This is a genomic window from Vibrio sp. 10N.222.47.A9, from assembly GCF_963872585.1.
Classification (GTDB): domain Bacteria; phylum Pseudomonadota; class Gammaproteobacteria; order Enterobacterales; family Vibrionaceae; genus Vibrio; species Vibrio splendidus.
This window is the reverse complement of record NZ_CAWNBB010000104.1, coordinates 89029-104074: the sequence shown is the minus strand read 5'-3', so window position 1 is coordinate 104074 and position 15046 is coordinate 89029. Positions and strand designations below refer to the sequence as shown.

The following is a 15046-nucleotide window of genomic DNA, read 5'->3' as shown; positions in this document are numbered from 1 at the left end:
AACACAGATGCCTTTAGTATCAACAGAAAAACTACAACAAGAATACGAACGAATCCTTTTGGCTCGCGACATGAAACCAGAGATGGCAACCAAGCTTGCAGCCGGCTTTGTTGAAATGGCAAACGAGGGTACTTACTCACATGGCATCAACCGTTTTCCAGTGTTCATTGACCAAGTAGATAAAGGTCAGATCAAATTAAATGCTGAACCTGAATGCGTTAACAGCATGGGTGCTCTAGAGCAATGGGATTGTAACTACGGTCCTGGCGTTCTTAACGGCCTTATCTGTGCAGAACGTGCAATGGAATTGGCTCGTGATTACGGCATTGGCATGGTCGGTATGCGTAACTCAAACCACTGGATGCGTGGCGGTGCTTACGTATTAAAAATGGCACGTGAAGGTTTTGCAGGAATTGCGTCAACAAACTCAATCGCAGTAATGCCTGCTTGGGGTGGTAAAGATCACCGTATTGGTTCAAACCCTCTCATCATGGCAGTTGCGGGCGATCCACCCGTAGTTGTTGACTGTTCAATGAGCCAATTTTCTTACGGCCAGCTACAAAACTTCGTGCTTGCTGACAAAGAACTACCTGTTGTTGGTGGCTTTGACAACGAAGGTGAACTCACTAAAGACCCACATGTACTTTGGGAAAACAAACGCCTACTTCCAATGGGTTTCTGGAAAGGTTCATCAATGGCAATCGTACTGGACATGATGCTAACGGCAATCACTGGCGGCCACTCAGTACCAGCGCTGACTGAAGATATGGGTGGTGAGTTTGGTGTATCTCAATTCCTTATCGCTATCGACCTAAGCAAAACAATGGATCAAAGCACTTACGCACAAGAGATGAAGCGCATCCGTGATTACGTGCTTGAGTCAGAGCCTGCAGAAAGTGGCTCAGTGATGATTGCTGGTTCTGAAATTGAAAACTTCATCAAGAAACACGAAGCAGCTGGCGGCATTGAAATTAACGATGGGATTTGGGAACAAATTACGTCTCTGTAATTAGCCAAAGGTAGGGAAAGCGTTATGCAAAGTGTATTAAAGAGTATTTGGAAAAGTATCGATGTCATCATGGCGGTCATTCTGACCTGTATGGTTGCGCTCGTATTTACTAACGTAGTTTTACGTTATGGCTTTTCCTCTGGTCTTCGTCCCTCTGTAGAACTATCTCGCCTTGGTCTTGTATGGGTTGTCATGCTCGGTGCTGCCGTTGTGCTGCGCCGAGGTGAACACCTCGCTGTTGCGGAATTTTCTGAACAACTTTTCCCAAAAGCAGTACCCGTATTAAGACGCATCTGCTGGGTAATAGTACTGATTTCTGTAGGCATGCTTTACGTCGGTTCATACCGTCAAATGATGTCTAACTGGTCAGATATTTCTCAGCTTACAGGGCTTCCTTCAGCATTGTTTTACTTAGCCGGTGTGGTGTCAGGTTTGTTAATGGGCGTGATTGCCTTTATGCGAATCTTCAAGCCCGACTGGCAGCTAGATAGCTTAGATGAGGAGAAAGAATAATGACGTTAGCCATTTTCTTATCGGTATTGATTGTCTCAATCTTACTTGGTCTTCCTGTTGCGTTTGCACTGTTATTATCTTCAATGGCGCTGATGCTTCACATGGACTTCTTTAGTGCAGACATTCTTGCGCAGTCTTTAATTAATGGTGTCGACAGCTTCACTCTGCTTGCCATTCCATTCTTCCTCATTGCGGGTGAAGTAATGGCGTCGGGTGGTTTGTCGCAGCGTATTGTTCGCCTAGCAACCACTTACGTGGGACACCGTCAAGGTGGCTTAGGTTACGTTGCTATCATGACTTCGGTACTGCTTGCTGGCCTTTCTGGTTCAGCTGTAGCAGATGCAGCAGCCTTGGTCAGTATTCTTTACCCAATGATGAAAGCAGCGAAATACCCAGAAGCACCTTCAATGGGCTTACTTGCTTCAGGCGGTATCATCGCACCCGTTATTCCACCTTCAATCCCTCTGATCCTTGTAGGTGTTGCTGGCGGTATCTCGATCAAAAACCTATTCCTAGGCGGCATCGTTCCTGGCTTGCTAATGGGTATGACATTGATGTTTGTGTGGCGCTGGACAGTTCGCAAAGAAAACCTAGCGACATCAGAAAAAGCGACAAAAGCAGAAAAACGCGCAGCACTTAGAGAAGGTGTATGGGCCTTAATGCTGCCAGTCATCATTATTGTGGGTATTCGTTTCGGCATCTTTACGCCAACAGAAGCCGCTGTAGTAGCCGCAACTTACGCAATCTTCATCTCTACGTTTGTGTACAAAGAGCTCTCGATTAAGAAGTTCTACCACATCGTATTGAACGCAGGTCGCTCGACAGCAATGGTTATGTTCTTGGTGGGTTGTGCAATGGTTGCAGCTTGGCTAATTACTGTTGCTCAGCTTCCTCAACAACTCGCAGAAATGTTAGGTCCACTGGTGGATAGCCCACGCCTATTAATGGCAGTAATTATGTTGCTCGTACTTTGTGTCGGCATGGTTATGGACTTGAGCCCAACGATTCTAATCCTTGTACCCCTTTTAATGCCTGTCATCAAGATGGCTGGAATTGACCCAACGTACTTCGGCCTACTGTTCGTTATTAACTGTTCAATTGGCTTGATTACGCCTCCTGTAGGCACCGTACTAAACGTAGTGTGTGGTGTAGCGAGAGTACCAATGTCGACCGCAGTGAAAGGTGTATTGCCCTTCATCGCAGCTTACATGGCTCTGCTCACACTGTTTGTCATCTTCCCAAGCATTATCACTGTGCCAATGTCGTTTGTCATTGGTTAATCCTCGACGGAGAAAATAATAATGAAAACCCTACTAAAACTTACTCTACTCGCTTCGACTATCGCAATGAGCTCTAGCGCTTTTGCCGCTACGACTCTAAAACTGGCGCACGCTGCACCAGAGTCGGATTTGCAACAAGACCTATCTTTGTTCTTTAAGAAAGAAGTAGAAGCTCGTTCAAACGGCGAAATCAAAGTAAACATCTACCCACAAGGTCAATTGGGCAGTGATAAGCAAATGATCGATGGTTCACGTGCTGGCATCGTTGATTTAGCGATGGTTGGTTTGAACAACTACAACGGCCTAATGCCTGAATCAGCGGCCTTCACTCTGCCGTTCATGTTCCCAGATCGTCAAACAGCATACAAAGTACTGGACGGCGAGCCGGGTAAAGAAGTGTTAGCGAACTTTGAAAAATTCGGTCTTAAAGGTCTTGGTTTCCCTGAAAATGGTTACCGCAACATGACCAACAACGAAAAACCTATTCGTGTTCCTTCTGATGTTGAAGGCCTACAAATGCGTGTTAATGGCTCGAAAGCTCTAAACGACATGTTCAACGAGCTAGGTGCTAACCCGCAGCAGCTTCCAGTATCTGAGCTTTATACTGCACTTGAAACAGGCGTTGTTGACTCTCAAGACCACCCAATTTCTGTAACGCTATCTTTCAAGTTTGACGAAGTACAAAAATACCTAAGCCTTACACAACACGCTTACTCACCACTAGTTTTAACAATGAACCTACGTAAGTTCGACAAGCTAACGGAAGACGAGCAAAAAATCATTGAAGAAGTCTCTGCTGAAGCGGTTGCAATGCAACGTAAGCTAAGCATTGAAAAAGAAGACAAGATGATTGCTCAACTAGAAGCGAACGGAATGCAAGTAAACCGTGACGTTGATGGTGCTGCTTTCCAACAAGCTATCCAGCCTGTTTGGAGCGCATACATCGAGAAAAATGGCGATGTGATGATCAACAAGATCAAGCTAGCAGCTAAGTAACGCGATTGAGTGCGATTGCCTAGTCCTCTTTTTAGCTAGGAAATTTAGCTAGGCAATCCGCTCGTCATTCACTCAATACAACATGGGCAAACACAATGTCTCAAGAACAAAAAAAATACCAAGAACTAAAAGAACGCGTGTTCGCAGCAAACTTGCAACTTCCTAAATATGGCTTAGTGACTTTCACTTGGGGCAATGTCTCTGAAATCGATCGTGAACGTGGCGTGATTGCAATCAAACCGTCAGGTGTTGAATACGATGTAATGACGGCAGATGACATCGTTATTCTCGATTTAGAAGGCAACCGCATTGAAGGCAAGCTGAATCCTTCGAGCGACACAGCAACGCACGTTGAGCTTTATAAAGCCTTCCCAACCATTGGCGGCATTGTTCACACACACTCTCGCAATGCAACAATCTGGGCGCAAGCCGGCCGAGACATTCCAGCGCTTGGAACCACACACGCCGATTACTTCTACGGTGACGTGCCTTGTACTCGCCTACTAACGAAATCTGAAATCGAATCTGATTACGAGAAAAACACTGGCTTAGTGATTATCGAAGAATTCAACCAACGCGATATCGATCCACAGGCAATGCCAGGTGTCATCATCGCAGGCCACGCACCATTTACATGGGGCAAGGATGGTTCAGACGCCGTGCACAATGCAGTGGTAATGGAAGAGATTGCAGCCATGGCAACAGCTACTCGTGCCATCAGTCCAGAAGCAGCAATTCAACCAGAGCTACTAGATAAACACTACAACCGTAAACACGGCAAGAACTCATACTACGGACAGAAGTAAGGCCTCGCACATGCATAAGTCATCACCGCATAAGTCCTATAAACATAAATTGGATAAGCACAAGCTATTGGCGTTGGATCTCGATGGGACGGTGCTCAACTCGCAGCACACGATTAGCCAAGAGTTAGTCGAAGCCATCAAGCAAGTCGCTCAACACACTCATGTGGTTATCGTTACGGGTCGCCATCATGTCGCGGCAAAACCTTATTACGATCAGCTTGGTTTATCGACTCCAATAATTTGTTGCAATGGCACTTACATCTTTGATTACCAGAACGATACGGTCATTCAAGAAAACGCAATCGACAAAGAAATTGCGGCTGAGTTTATCACCCTATCTCAAGCTCATGATCTAAAGATAGTGATGTATGTGCGTGATGCAATGCTCTACTCGAGAGCACGCCCTATTGAATACATGGAAGCGCTACTGACGTGGTCTCAAACCTTTCCAGAAAGCCAGCGACCAAACATTCAAAAGGTCGACGACTTCCAGCATGAAGCACAAATTTCAGAGTATGTGTGGAAGTTTGTCGTTGAAGGTGAAGTAAACACATTCGCAGAGATTCCTTTTGTGAAAGAGAACTTCAACGGCGAACGATCTTGGATTGATCGTGTCGATTTCGCAGCAACAGGTAATAGCAAAGGTAATGCATTGACTCGCCACATTGAGCCGCTCGGTATCAGCCTAGAGCAGTGTGTCGCGATTGGTGATAACCACAACGACATTTCGATGCTTAAAGCAGCAGGACTTGGCATCGCAATGCAAAATGCAGATGACACCGTAAAAAGCTCAGCCAACCTGATCACGCCTAAAAACAATGACGATAAGACAGGGTTAGCGACGCTTTTACAAGACCTATTTAGTGCCCATTAATTTAAAGCATCGGCTTTATTAAGCTGTTTATATTTAAAGAGAATTTTTATGTTAGTCGGAAATACTCAACCTACGCAGATCAGTAAGTCGTACCCTGTCGTTATTCAAAACGTGCTTGAGTACTTGAACAGTCTCGACCAAGAAAAACTCGCATTAGGTCACCATGAACTCCCTGGTTTTGATTCAAAACAGGCATGGTTTGTTGTATTGGAATATGACAAAGAGCCTCTAGGAAACTTCCAACCTGAAGTCCATAAATACCATTCTGACTTGCAGATCATTCTCGAAGGTTCTGAAGTGATGGCATGGGCGATCGACACTGGCGAACACAGCAACGCACAGCCTTACAACCAAGAACGTGACCTTCAGTTTTACGAATACCCAGGGATTGAGCTCAGCTTCATTCATGCAAAACGCAATCAATTTTATTTATTCACGCCAAATATCGTGCACATCACCAATATTGAAAATGATGACAGCCAACCGGTAAGAAAACTGGTGGTGAAGATTCACAACGATTTACTGGAAGCCAAATAATGAATTACTACATTGGAATTGATTCTGGCGGGACTTTTATGAAAGCCGCGTTGTTTAACGCAAAAGGTGAACAACAAGGTCTTGCCCGCGTATCGGCGAGCATCATCAACGAAAAACAAGGTTGGGTAGAACGCGACCTAAACGCACTATGGGGTAACGCTGTCGATGTCATTAAGCAGCTTTTAGAGACCACAAAAGTAGAACCGACCTCTATCAAAGGCTTGAGCATTTCAGCCCAAGGCAAAGGCGTTTACCTTCTTGATAAAGAGGGAAAAAACCTTGGCCACGGCATTATGTCTTCTGACTCGCGTTCACTGCCTATCGTTAAAGAGTGGCTAGAACAGGGTAAAGCACAAGAGATCTATCCAACCACACTGCAAACACTGTGGACAGGTCACCCTGTATCGATTATTCGCTGGATCAAAGAGAACGATCCTGAACGATACAACAACATTGGCGCAGTGATGATGTCTCACGACTACCTTCGTTATCGCTTAACGGGCGAAGTCGCAGCAGAACTGACCAATATTTCAGAAAGTAATTTTTTCAACTCCATCACTGGTGAGTATGACAAAGCACTTCTGGAAACCTTTGGCATCGAAGAAATTTGGGATGCGCTACCACCCGTTGTAAAACCACAACAGCAAGCAGGGAAAATCACGGCGGCCGTTGCGAATGAAACCGGACTAGCAATAAGTACACCTGTGTTCGGCGGTTTGTTTGATGTTGTGTCTACCGCGATCTGTTCTGGAATCAACTCTTCAGAAGATACCCTGAATTACGTAATGGGAACATGGGCGGTAACGTCTGGCATATCAAAGCAAGTAACGCAAGAAAGCCACAACTTTGTTTACGGCCATTACGCCGTCGATAACGAATACATCATTCACGAAGCGAGCCCAACCTCTGCGGGTAATTATGAATGGTTCGCCGACTACCTTGGTGAAAATGGCCAGATTAACCACCAGCAAAATCAAGCGTTAGTGGAAGCATTAGATCCGGCATCAAGCAGTATCTACTTTGTGCCATTCCTTTACGGTTCTAACCAAGGGCTTGGCCTAAAGTCAGGCTTCTATGGCCTGCAATCGCACCATACTAAAGGGCACCTAATTCAAGCCATTTGGGAAGGTATCTTATTCTGCCACAACATTCACCTAGAACGTATGCGTCAGCGTTTTCCAAAAGCCAACATACTAAAAGTGACAGGCGGCCCTGCATCTAGCCCTGTATGGATGCAAATGCTGGCTGACCTTACCGGCATGACCGTTGAAATATCAGACGTGGATGAAACCGGCTCATTAGGTGCCGCAATGATGGCAATGGTCGGCGCAGGTGAGTTCGCTTCATTAGCAGAATGTACTCAAGCGATCACTAATTCTACGTCACGTGTCGAGCCGAATCCTAAACACTACGACATATACCAAAAGAAATATAAGCACTATCAAAGACTGGTGCTGTTGTTTAAACAATTTGAGGATGAAATGCATGCCTAACACTGTATTAAAAGCATCTAAACCCTTGTTCAAATCATCTAAGCCGTTGCTACAAATGGCACTGGATGCCACTGATATCGACACAGCGTTAGCCTCAATAGAGCATGTTGCAGATAAGTTAGATGTGATTGAAATCGGGACGATTTTAGCCTTCGCCCACGGCGTAGATAGCGTAAGAATCCTACGAGAAAAATACCCAAATCACATCATTGTCTGTGACATGAAAATCACCGATGCCAGCGCCATTTTAACGCGCCTGGCGATGGATGCCGGCGCTAACTGGGTAACAGTAAGTGCAGCCGCACACATCGAAACTATTCGTTCAGCGAAGAAAGTAACGGATGAATTCGACGGCGAAGTGCAAATTGAGCTGTATGGACACTGGACAATGGAAGATGCGCAAGCTTGGGTCGACATGGGCATTAAACAAGCAATTTATCACCGTTCACGTGATGCGGAGCTTGCTGGTGTGAGCTGGACCGAAGAAGATTTGATAAAAATGCAGAAATTATCGGATATTGGAATTGAACTATCCATTACTGGTGGTATTGTTCCTGACGATCTGCATTTGTTTAAGAATCTGTCTGCAAAGTCATTTATTGCTGGCCGAGCGTTAGCTGGTAGCAATGGACGTGACATCGCAGAAAACTTCCATACTGAAATAGGTAAACACTGGTAGCACATATATGAGCGAGCAAATTAAATCGTTGTCTAAAGCACTGACCGTATTGGAATTCCTTGGGAATTATCCTAATGGCGTTTCGCTACAAAAAGTGTCTGAAGGGACTGGCTTCAACAAGTCATCTGTCCATCGTATTTTAGCAACGTTTGAAGCCTCTGGTTATGTTGCTCAAATGTGTTCAGGTAAAGAATATCGCTTAACAATGAAGTTGGTTCAGCTTGGACACGCTGCTATCAACTCTGATGTCACTGGCACCGTTAAGCCATACCTATCTGAGCTACTCGACGATGTGAATGAAACGGTTAACTTCCTCTCTTTTGATGCTGACAACATCATTTTTAAAGACAAGTTTGAACCCGTTAATTCTTCCTTTAGAACTCGAACCTACGTAGGGCTGCATTCTCCAATGTACTGCTCAGCGGCAGGAAAATGTTACTTAGCATTTAGCTCTGACAGCGTTCGAGAAACCTATTGGAAACGCAATGTCAGCACAATGAAGCCGTTAACTGAAAACACGATTCTCGACAAGTCTCAATTTTTTGGTGTTCTCGATAAAATTAAGAGCCGTGGTTATGCGCTCGATGATGAAGAGAACGAAGCAGGTATTTCTTGTGTTGCTGTCCCTATTTTTGACAAGAACAATTCTCCTGTATACGCGGTTAGCGTCTCTTCGCTTACGCCAAAAATGAAAGCTCTCGGCTACGAAGAAATTGCTAGCAGAATTCAAGACATAACAACGCGTATAGAACAACAACTCTTTTAAGGAAAAAGAATGTTTGATTCTAAAAACAAATTCAGATTAGGTATTTACGAAAAAGCGATGCCAACCACCCTTACATGGGAAGAGCGTTTGATTCACGCCAAAGAAGCTGGCTTCGACTTTGTAGAAATTTCAGTCGATGAGACCGACGAGCGACGTGCTCGTTTAGATTGGTCAGACGAAGAAATTTATGAGCTTCGCCGTCTATGTGAAAAGCACCAAATGCCTTTCCAATCAATGTGCCTAAGCGCACACCGTAAGTTTCCGTTTGGCTCAATGGATGATGCTATTCGCACTGAATCGCTGATCATCATGGAAAAAGCGATTTCATTGGCTTACAAGCTTGGTATTCGCTGTATTCAAATGGCGGGCTACGATGTGTATTACGAACCGCAATCGGCTGAAACTCACGCTCGCTTCATTGAAGGCATGCAACAAGCCACCAAAATGGCGGAGCGTGCAGGCATCATGTTAGGTGTAGAGATCATGGACACTCCGTACCTCAACTCATTAAGTAAGTTTGAAGTGCTTAAGCGCGAGATCCCATCACCTTACTTCATGGCTTACCCAGACGTAGGCAATATTTCTGGTTGGAACTACGACGTGTGTACCGAGCTAAAATTGAGCCGCGATCACCTAGTACAAGTTCACCTTAAAGACACGCTACGAGTTTCAGAGACCTGTAAAGGTCAGTTCAGAGATCTGGTGATTGGTGAAGGCCAAGTCGACTTCCCTGCTATTTTCAAAACACTCGCTGAAATTGATTACAGCGCACCATTAGTGATTGAAATGTGGGCTCAAAATGACAACTGGTTCGAAGATATCAAACAAGCGAAAGCAACATTGAAATCTATCGCAAACCAATCTGGCTTTGAACTGTAAGGAAACGACCATGACTATTTTTCGCACCGCTTTTTTTGAAGCTGATTTAACTGAAGAACAAAAACAAGATTTCTACCAATACATGGAAAATGAAGTCGCGCCTATTATTCGCACATTCCCGAATAACCAAGGGTTAACGCTGAATAAGCCTGAAGCGATTGAAGCTGAAAGCCATAAAAACCTACTGCTTATGATGCAACACAGTTACGAGAACGAGTCAGCAATGGCAGCGGCTTTAGATTCTGAGCAACGAATCAAAAGTATGCATGCGACCAAAGTGATTATTGAGAAATACAAAATTCATGTTCATCACATCAATTTTGTTCGTGATTAACAGCTTAATAGGCAATACACCGTAAAATCTCAATCGAAAAGCAGAAGATCATCTTCTGCTTTTTTTATCGCTATCAATAAGGAATCACTATGAGAGTATTCCCGTTAAAAGATGCCCCACTGGTCTTACTGTCTCTGATATTTTTTATCTGGGGTTTAATTACCGTTTCAAGTAACTCGCTAATTCCACATTACAAAGAAGCTTTCTCTCTCGATTATAAAATGGCGATGCTATTTCCCATGGCCTTTTTTATCACCCGAATTACGGTGTCTCTTCCAACGTCATTTGTCATGGCAAAAATTGGCTATAGAACTACGCTGAAGTTCTGCTTGATCTGGTGCCTTCTGGGCTGTCTAGCGATGGCATATTTAGTACGAGGAGAAGAGCTTGTTCCAACACTCATTGGGATCTTATTGATGGCCTCAGGTGTGTCGGCAATTCAAGTAGTGAGTTCACCTTACGTATCACTTCTCTCGACACCCGATAAGAGTGTTATACGTCAAAGTGTGGCAACAGCATCTAACTCCGTTGGCACTGTGCTTGGTCCACTAGTGCTTACCGCTGTCATTCTCGTGGCTACAAGTTTTAACGTCGACAACACCGCCCATCAAGTTTCGTATCTGTTCTTATTCATCGCCCTGTTCTTTTTCGGCTTACTGGTATTTTTTAGTAAAATGACGCTTCCAGATATCAAACCAAAACAGATGACTGGCTTTTGGCGAGGCTTAAGGCTTCTAATTAAAAATCAGCAGTTTATGAAATTAGCGTTGGTACTGTTGCTGTACATCGGTGTAGAGGTCAGTTTTGGTACTTTTACTATTGCGTATCTTGCCGACCAGCAATATGGCGACCTTGGTTTGGTCTTCGCAACACAGATCATCGCTCTTTATTGGGTATTAATGTTTGTTGGAAGAGTGTTATTCGCCAAGTTTGGAAACACTGTAAACAAGCACTATCTCTTCTCACTGTCTTGCGTTATTGCAGCTTTGATTAGTGCCGTTGCGGTCTATCAAAATTATGTTTGGATTGGCTATTTGATGCTTGTCGTAGGGTTATGTAATTCAGCACTCTACCCTATCATTTACGCACAAGCGCTACATGCATCAGGTAAGCAAAACTCACAAGGGGCAGCAATTCTCATTATGTGTTCAATTGGAGGGGTTGTTTTACCATTCGTACAGGCGAGTTTGATTGATGAGCTTTCGCTGAGTACGAGTTATATTGCGCCCGCATTAGCGTATGTATTAATGATGGTTTTGTACTGGTCTAGTTTAAAGCATCGTGTTTAAACTGTTGGTTTAGATAGGTAACTTGGTTTAGTCAATCACTTGATTCAGTAACTAAGTCGATGACTAGAAAGTCGGCCTGATTGGCCTAAAAGTCAGGGTGGAGAAAGGGAAGGTGGAATGGGGAAGGTAAATAAATTTAGTGCTTCTGACGTTAGTTTGAATCAGTGAGTGGCTAATCACCACCACTGATCACACTTAACGCGGGTTATTTAAGAAATTATACCCAAGCAGAAGCAACAAGTAGGATAATTGCACCCATGATAACGGTAGACTTAGCAAAAAATAGAACTTCATTCATTACTGAAGGTTTTGCTAGTGATGCGTTGTTTTCATTTGTGATTACTGTAGCGTTCATACTGTGTTCTCATCGTTGTGTGATCTAAGGTCAATTTTGCGCCGTTATGTGACCAAAGTCAATAATAACTGTAGTTTTATTACACAATGAAAAATCTATAACTGAAGAGAACTCCAACAACGCAACCTCCCCTGACTCCACATAGTTTTCCATTAAATCAACATCTATTAGATACAAAAAAGCCCGAAGCCTGATACACAGAACACTTCGAGCCTTTATACAGCAGTCGATACACTACTTAATTCAATTGAGCTAACTCCGCTCGCATTGAATCGATAGCTTGTTGATAATCTTCACTATCAAAAATAGCAGAGCCCGCAACGAACATATCGGCACCCGCTTCAGCAATCTCTTTTATGTTGTTAACTTTCACACCACCGTCGACTTCTAAACGAATATTTCGGCCTGATTCATTAATGCGCGTTCTGATTGAACGCAGCTTAGTTTCAGAGCTCAGGCCCGCTACCCACTTCCAAACCATTCGCTGGAACAAACTTAGTTATCTGTCCATTTTCAACCATGTAGCAATCCATGCCTGCCGATGTCGCTGCGTGCTGGCCTATAATCGTATCTTCAAACACCACACAATCGCTCGGTTCAAGCTCTAACTGGCTAGCGACTTTCAGAAAAGTATCCGGGTTAGGTTTGTGATTTTCTACGTCATCGGAAGTCACAATCGTACGTATCATTGATGGGATATCGGTCGTCTTTAAAATCGCCCTTGCATGCTTGGCTTGAGCACCAGTGCCGATGCCTATCTTTTTCAACTGATACTGTTGCTGTAAGAGTGCGTATGTCTCTGGAATAACATCCCCTTTGTGCTCAATAGCCTCAAAGTTAGCGATTTTGTCCGAAGTAATTTGTTGAGCATCAAGAGTTAGATCGTAACGCTTAAGGATCTCTTGAGTCACTTTTCGCGATGGCATCCCACCAAGTTGATCGAGCCACTCTTTGTCATAGGGAATACCAAACTTCTGACAAGTTTGTTCCCATGCATGAGCGTGTGCCACCATAGAATTGACCAGAGTCCCATCGAGATCAAAAATAATTCCTTTATATTTATCTAACTTTGGCATTGTCAATCTCTCATATTGTTTTGAGACTCATACTACTAATCACCATACATAAAACCTATTCATGATCGTCTTAATATGATCTTATTCAACAATCCGACAATTAAACGAATTGATGCAATAAAAGCCGTTGTTTTACTATTGAAATCATATTTTGAGCACATCTCACCCATTTTTACTTAAACCAAGTAGAGTTGCATAAATTGAAGATGATATAGTCCACGAAAATCAAATACCTTGGACACGACCATGCATTCTAGCGACATCATCAAATTGGCAAATTTAGGCGTTAATATCGAAATTTCAAAAGACTCTTCATTGCATCCTTCTGATGCGTTGGAAGTGGTAAAGATTGTTGCTGAAATCGGTAGCCAAATAGTCATCAAGAAGAAGTACCACACGGACTACCTGATTCAGATGGCTGAAGTGGGCCGTGATCATGTGACGATCGCTGTTTAAGCACCGCCACTATTTCGAAATTGACATAACTTCTGCTGCTTTAAATAGCTTAAAGTGCCAAGTTGATATAAAAATGCAGCATATTGGGGGCAATATGCTGCATTTTCTCTTTTCGTTAGGAGCATCGAGAACGCAAAGAGAAACCCGTTAATCATTCTAAGTAGAGTTAGTGGTCAAACAATCTCGGAACACCCGTTTGCACACAAACATCATTCAAACGTTTTTGTGCCGTGAGAATGTTCTCTTTCCAACGTTCATCTTGAGCCCACATCTCGATCACGAGTGGTACAACGCACTCAGTCTCTTTCAACGTTTCAAAAATAGCATTGAAGTCAACTTCGCCATCACCAATCACTAAGTCTCGAAACTGCCCTTTGTACTCGTCAGTCACTTTATAAGTGTCTTTGAGGTGGATCTGAGTAATATGAGGCTTACTCAGTTTTAGCTCAGTCACTATGTCGTAATTCCAACCAGAGATATTGCCCACATCCGGATACGCCGTGAAATACGGTGAATTAACTTCGCGACTCAGCACTTCGAACTTACTCAAAGAATTCAAGTAATCGGTATCCATGATTTCCACAGCAAGCATTACCCCAGATCTTTCCGCCAACTGCGCCGAAAGCTTCATGCCTTCAATGAACCTCTGGTGAGTCACTTTATCGGCGGGCTCGTAGTAAACGTCATACCCAGCCAATTGGATGGTACGAATACCCAATTTGTAAGCGAGTGAGATAGCTTTTTCCATATGGATAACCGCTTGTTCTCGAATCGCAGGGTCTGCAGATCCAAATGGGAACTTACGATGCGCGCTTAAACACATGGATTGCAGCGGTACGCCGTGCTTTTCGCACAGGCGACGCAAGGCATACACTTCTTCGTCATTCCAATCTAGTCGACTGCGACGCTCGTCTGATTCATCGACCGATATCTCAAGAAAATCAAAGCCGAGTTCTTTGGTTTGCTTAAGTTTATCTTCCCAACTGAGTTCGTTAGGTAGGGCCTTTTCATAAAGCCCTACACGGTGGCGTAACAGGTTTTGATACATAACGCCTCCTAGTTCCAGTAGCGATCGATCTGAGCTTTTAGCGCTTCTGCTGTTTCTTTACCTTTGTCACCCGCAAGTGCTCGACCTGCGATAAAGGTTTTCGCTTTAATGCCTTCAAATAGGTAAAGGTCTTCAGGCACGATACCGCCCGTGATAGAAAGCTCGATGCCCATTTCAGACAAGGCACGCATCTTCACGAGATCTTCTTCTGTCCAACCCACACCGGCTAATTCAGCGTCACGAGAACGGTGGTAAATCGCTTGTGAAATACCTAAGTCGACCCAAGATTGAGCATCGTCCATTGTCCAGTTACCATAAATTTCGATTTGGATTTCACCGTTAAATTCATCTGCGACTTTCTTACATGCACCAATAGTCGCAATGTGTGCGGCTGCAGAAACGGTAATCCAGTCGGAGCCTGCTTCAAATGCCATACGCGCTAGAATTGCGCCGCCATCTGTGGTTTTCATGTCGCACACTAGGATATGGTCTGGGTGATTTTTACGAAGCGTAGAAACCGCCGTCATTCCCTCTGCAAACGCCAAAATAGTACCCACCTCAATCACATCAACAAAGCTTTCAACGTTATTTGCCACTTCAATTGCTGCAGGAAGGTTTGTTTGATCTAGGGCGATCTGAATCATTGGTTTAGTCAT

General features: G+C 44.0%; 18 protein-coding genes and 1 pseudogene. 14 read left to right on the top strand and 5 right to left on the bottom strand.

All coding sequences use genetic code 11. The features are described from left to right. The first annotated feature begins 7 nt into the window (after positions 1-7). The 13 genes from yiaK (at position 8) to AACT19_RS24745 (ending at position 11455) form a co-directional block, all read left to right on the top strand. Complete coding sequence (gene yiaK, locus AACT19_RS24805) at positions 8-1009, top strand: 3-dehydro-L-gulonate 2-dehydrogenase (protein WP_017078567.1); 1002 nt, start codon at positions 8-10, stop codon at positions 1007-1009. Positions 1010-1033: 24 nt separating this feature from the next. Beyond that, positions 1034-1522: a TRAP transporter small permease gene (locus tag AACT19_RS24800; RefSeq protein ID WP_076649260.1), complete on the top strand. Its 489-nt coding sequence runs from the start codon at positions 1034-1036 to the stop codon at positions 1520-1522. Beyond that, complete coding sequence (locus AACT19_RS24795; RefSeq protein WP_017078566.1) at positions 1522-2802, top strand: TRAP transporter large permease subunit; 1281 nt, start codon at positions 1522-1524, stop codon at positions 2800-2802. The genes AACT19_RS24800 and AACT19_RS24795 overlap by 1 nt, the downstream gene beginning before the upstream one ends. Before the next feature lie 21 nt (positions 2803-2823). Next, positions 2824-3798, top strand: coding sequence for a DctP family TRAP transporter solute-binding subunit (locus AACT19_RS24790; protein ID WP_009845882.1), 975 nt, complete (start codon positions 2824-2826; stop codon positions 3796-3798). Between the two features lie 95 nt (positions 3799-3893). Then, positions 3894-4604, top strand: a complete 711-nt coding sequence (locus AACT19_RS24785) for an L-ribulose-5-phosphate 4-epimerase (RefSeq protein ID WP_017078565.1) — start codon at positions 3894-3896, stop codon at positions 4602-4604. A 10-nt stretch (positions 4605-4614) separates the two neighbouring features. Further along, the gene (locus tag AACT19_RS24780) at positions 4615-5478 is read left to right on the top strand and encodes a Cof-type HAD-IIB family hydrolase (RefSeq protein WP_076649259.1); all 864 of its coding nucleotides are present in this window, start codon (positions 4615-4617) and stop codon (positions 5476-5478) included. 48 nt (positions 5479-5526) lie between these two features. Beyond that, on the top strand, positions 5527-6015 hold the full coding sequence (locus tag AACT19_RS24775) for a YhcH/YjgK/YiaL family protein (protein WP_076649258.1): 489 nt from the start codon (positions 5527-5529) through the stop codon (positions 6013-6015). Next, a complete protein-coding gene (locus AACT19_RS24770; RefSeq protein WP_076649257.1) occupies positions 6015-7508 on the top strand; it encodes an FGGY-family carbohydrate kinase in 1494 nt (497 codons plus the stop codon). The genes AACT19_RS24775 and AACT19_RS24770 overlap by 1 nt, the downstream gene beginning before the upstream one ends. Continuing rightward, positions 7501-8187 (top strand): 3-keto-L-gulonate-6-phosphate decarboxylase UlaD, encoded by a 687-nt coding sequence (locus tag AACT19_RS24765; RefSeq protein ID WP_076649255.1) that lies wholly within the window; start codon positions 7501-7503, stop codon positions 8185-8187. Before AACT19_RS24770 ends, AACT19_RS24765 begins: the two co-directional genes overlap by 8 nt. 7 nt (positions 8188-8194) lie before the next feature. Further along, positions 8195-8953 carry an IclR family transcriptional regulator gene (locus AACT19_RS24760; RefSeq protein ID WP_017065667.1) on the top strand — a complete coding sequence of 253 codons (759 nt, stop codon included), beginning with the start codon at positions 8195-8197 and terminating at the stop codon, positions 8951-8953. Positions 8954-8962: 9 nt separating this feature from the next. Next, positions 8963-9832, top strand: coding sequence for an L-ribulose-5-phosphate 3-epimerase (locus tag AACT19_RS24755; RefSeq protein WP_012600141.1), 870 nt, complete (start codon positions 8963-8965; stop codon positions 9830-9832). Positions 9833-9842: 10 nt separating this feature from the next. Then, complete coding sequence (locus AACT19_RS24750; protein ID WP_065111528.1) at positions 9843-10166, top strand: hypothetical protein; 324 nt, start codon at positions 9843-9845, stop codon at positions 10164-10166. Between the two features lie 89 nt (positions 10167-10255). Further along, on the top strand, positions 10256-11455 hold the full coding sequence (locus AACT19_RS24745) for an MFS transporter (protein WP_076649253.1): 1200 nt from the start codon (positions 10256-10258) through the stop codon (positions 11453-11455). Positions 11456-11672: 217 nt separating this feature from the next. On the opposite strand, the gene AACT19_RS24740 is transcribed toward AACT19_RS24745, so the two are convergent. The 3 genes and pseudogenes from AACT19_RS24740 to AACT19_RS24730 form a co-directional block, all read right to left on the bottom strand. Then, positions 11673-11810 (bottom strand): hypothetical protein, encoded by a 138-nt coding sequence (locus tag AACT19_RS24740; RefSeq protein WP_009845892.1) that lies wholly within the window; start codon positions 11808-11810, stop codon positions 11673-11675. A gap of 238 nt (positions 11811-12048) precedes the next feature. Then, positions 12049-12252 (bottom strand): annotated as a pseudogene (locus tag AACT19_RS24735) (ribulose phosphate epimerase); the annotation flags it as partial. Between the two features lie 4 nt (positions 12253-12256). Further along, positions 12257-12886, bottom strand: a complete 630-nt coding sequence (locus AACT19_RS24730) for an HAD family hydrolase (RefSeq protein ID WP_009845894.1) — start codon at positions 12884-12886, stop codon at positions 12257-12259. A gap of 246 nt (positions 12887-13132) precedes the next feature. Here AACT19_RS24730 and AACT19_RS24725 point away from each other — a divergent pair, with 246 nt between their 5' ends. Further along, positions 13133-13342, top strand: a complete 210-nt coding sequence (locus AACT19_RS24725) for a hypothetical protein (protein ID WP_009845895.1) — start codon at positions 13133-13135, stop codon at positions 13340-13342. A gap of 166 nt (positions 13343-13508) precedes the next feature. On the opposite strand, the gene AACT19_RS24720 is transcribed toward AACT19_RS24725, so the two are convergent. Both AACT19_RS24720 and AACT19_RS24715 read right to left on the bottom strand, forming a co-directional pair. Continuing rightward, positions 13509-14390 carry an L-ribulose-5-phosphate 3-epimerase gene (locus AACT19_RS24720; RefSeq protein ID WP_076649250.1) on the bottom strand — a complete coding sequence of 294 codons (882 nt, stop codon included), beginning with the start codon at positions 14388-14390 and terminating at the stop codon, positions 13509-13511. Between the two features lie 8 nt (positions 14391-14398). Then, a complete protein-coding gene (locus AACT19_RS24715; RefSeq protein ID WP_017078555.1) occupies positions 14399-15046 on the bottom strand; it encodes a 3-keto-L-gulonate-6-phosphate decarboxylase UlaD in 648 nt (215 codons plus the stop codon).

Excerpts from the sequence above, each read along its gene's own strand:
- yiaK (WP_017078567.1), top strand. The coding sequence starts at position 8 with ATGCCTTTAGTATCAACAGAAAAACTACAACAAGAATACGAACGAATC.
- AACT19_RS24800 (WP_076649260.1), top strand. The coding sequence starts at position 1,034 with ATGCAAAGTGTATTAAAGAGTATTTGGAAAAGTATCGATGTCATCATG.
- AACT19_RS24795 (WP_017078566.1), top strand. The coding sequence starts at position 1,522 with ATGACGTTAGCCATTTTCTTATCGGTATTGATTGTCTCAATCTTACTT.
- AACT19_RS24790 (WP_009845882.1), top strand. The coding sequence starts at position 2,824 with ATGAAAACCCTACTAAAACTTACTCTACTCGCTTCGACTATCGCAATG.
- AACT19_RS24785 (WP_017078565.1), top strand. The coding sequence starts at position 3,894 with ATGTCTCAAGAACAAAAAAAATACCAAGAACTAAAAGAACGCGTGTTC.
- AACT19_RS24780 (WP_076649259.1), top strand. The coding sequence starts at position 4,615 with ATGCATAAGTCATCACCGCATAAGTCCTATAAACATAAATTGGATAAG.
- AACT19_RS24775 (WP_076649258.1), top strand. The coding sequence starts at position 5,527 with ATGTTAGTCGGAAATACTCAACCTACGCAGATCAGTAAGTCGTACCCT.
- AACT19_RS24770 (WP_076649257.1), top strand. The coding sequence starts at position 6,015 with ATGAATTACTACATTGGAATTGATTCTGGCGGGACTTTTATGAAAGCC.
- AACT19_RS24765 (WP_076649255.1), top strand. The coding sequence starts at position 7,501 with ATGCCTAACACTGTATTAAAAGCATCTAAACCCTTGTTCAAATCATCT.
- AACT19_RS24760 (WP_017065667.1), top strand. The coding sequence starts at position 8,195 with ATGAGCGAGCAAATTAAATCGTTGTCTAAAGCACTGACCGTATTGGAA.
- AACT19_RS24755 (WP_012600141.1), top strand. The coding sequence starts at position 8,963 with ATGTTTGATTCTAAAAACAAATTCAGATTAGGTATTTACGAAAAAGCG.
- AACT19_RS24750 (WP_065111528.1), top strand. The coding sequence starts at position 9,843 with ATGACTATTTTTCGCACCGCTTTTTTTGAAGCTGATTTAACTGAAGAA.
- AACT19_RS24745 (WP_076649253.1), top strand. The coding sequence starts at position 10,256 with ATGAGAGTATTCCCGTTAAAAGATGCCCCACTGGTCTTACTGTCTCTG.
- AACT19_RS24740 (WP_009845892.1), bottom strand. The coding sequence starts at position 11,810 with ATGAACGCTACAGTAATCACAAATGAAAACAACGCATCACTAGCAAAA.
- AACT19_RS24730 (WP_009845894.1), bottom strand. The coding sequence starts at position 12,886 with ATGCCAAAGTTAGATAAATATAAAGGAATTATTTTTGATCTCGATGGG.
- AACT19_RS24725 (WP_009845895.1), top strand. The coding sequence starts at position 13,133 with ATGCATTCTAGCGACATCATCAAATTGGCAAATTTAGGCGTTAATATC.
- AACT19_RS24720 (WP_076649250.1), bottom strand. The coding sequence starts at position 14,390 with ATGTATCAAAACCTGTTACGCCACCGTGTAGGGCTTTATGAAAAGGCC.
- AACT19_RS24715 (WP_017078555.1), bottom strand. The coding sequence starts at position 15,046 with ATGACTAAACCAATGATTCAGATCGCCCTAGATCAAACAAACCTTCCT.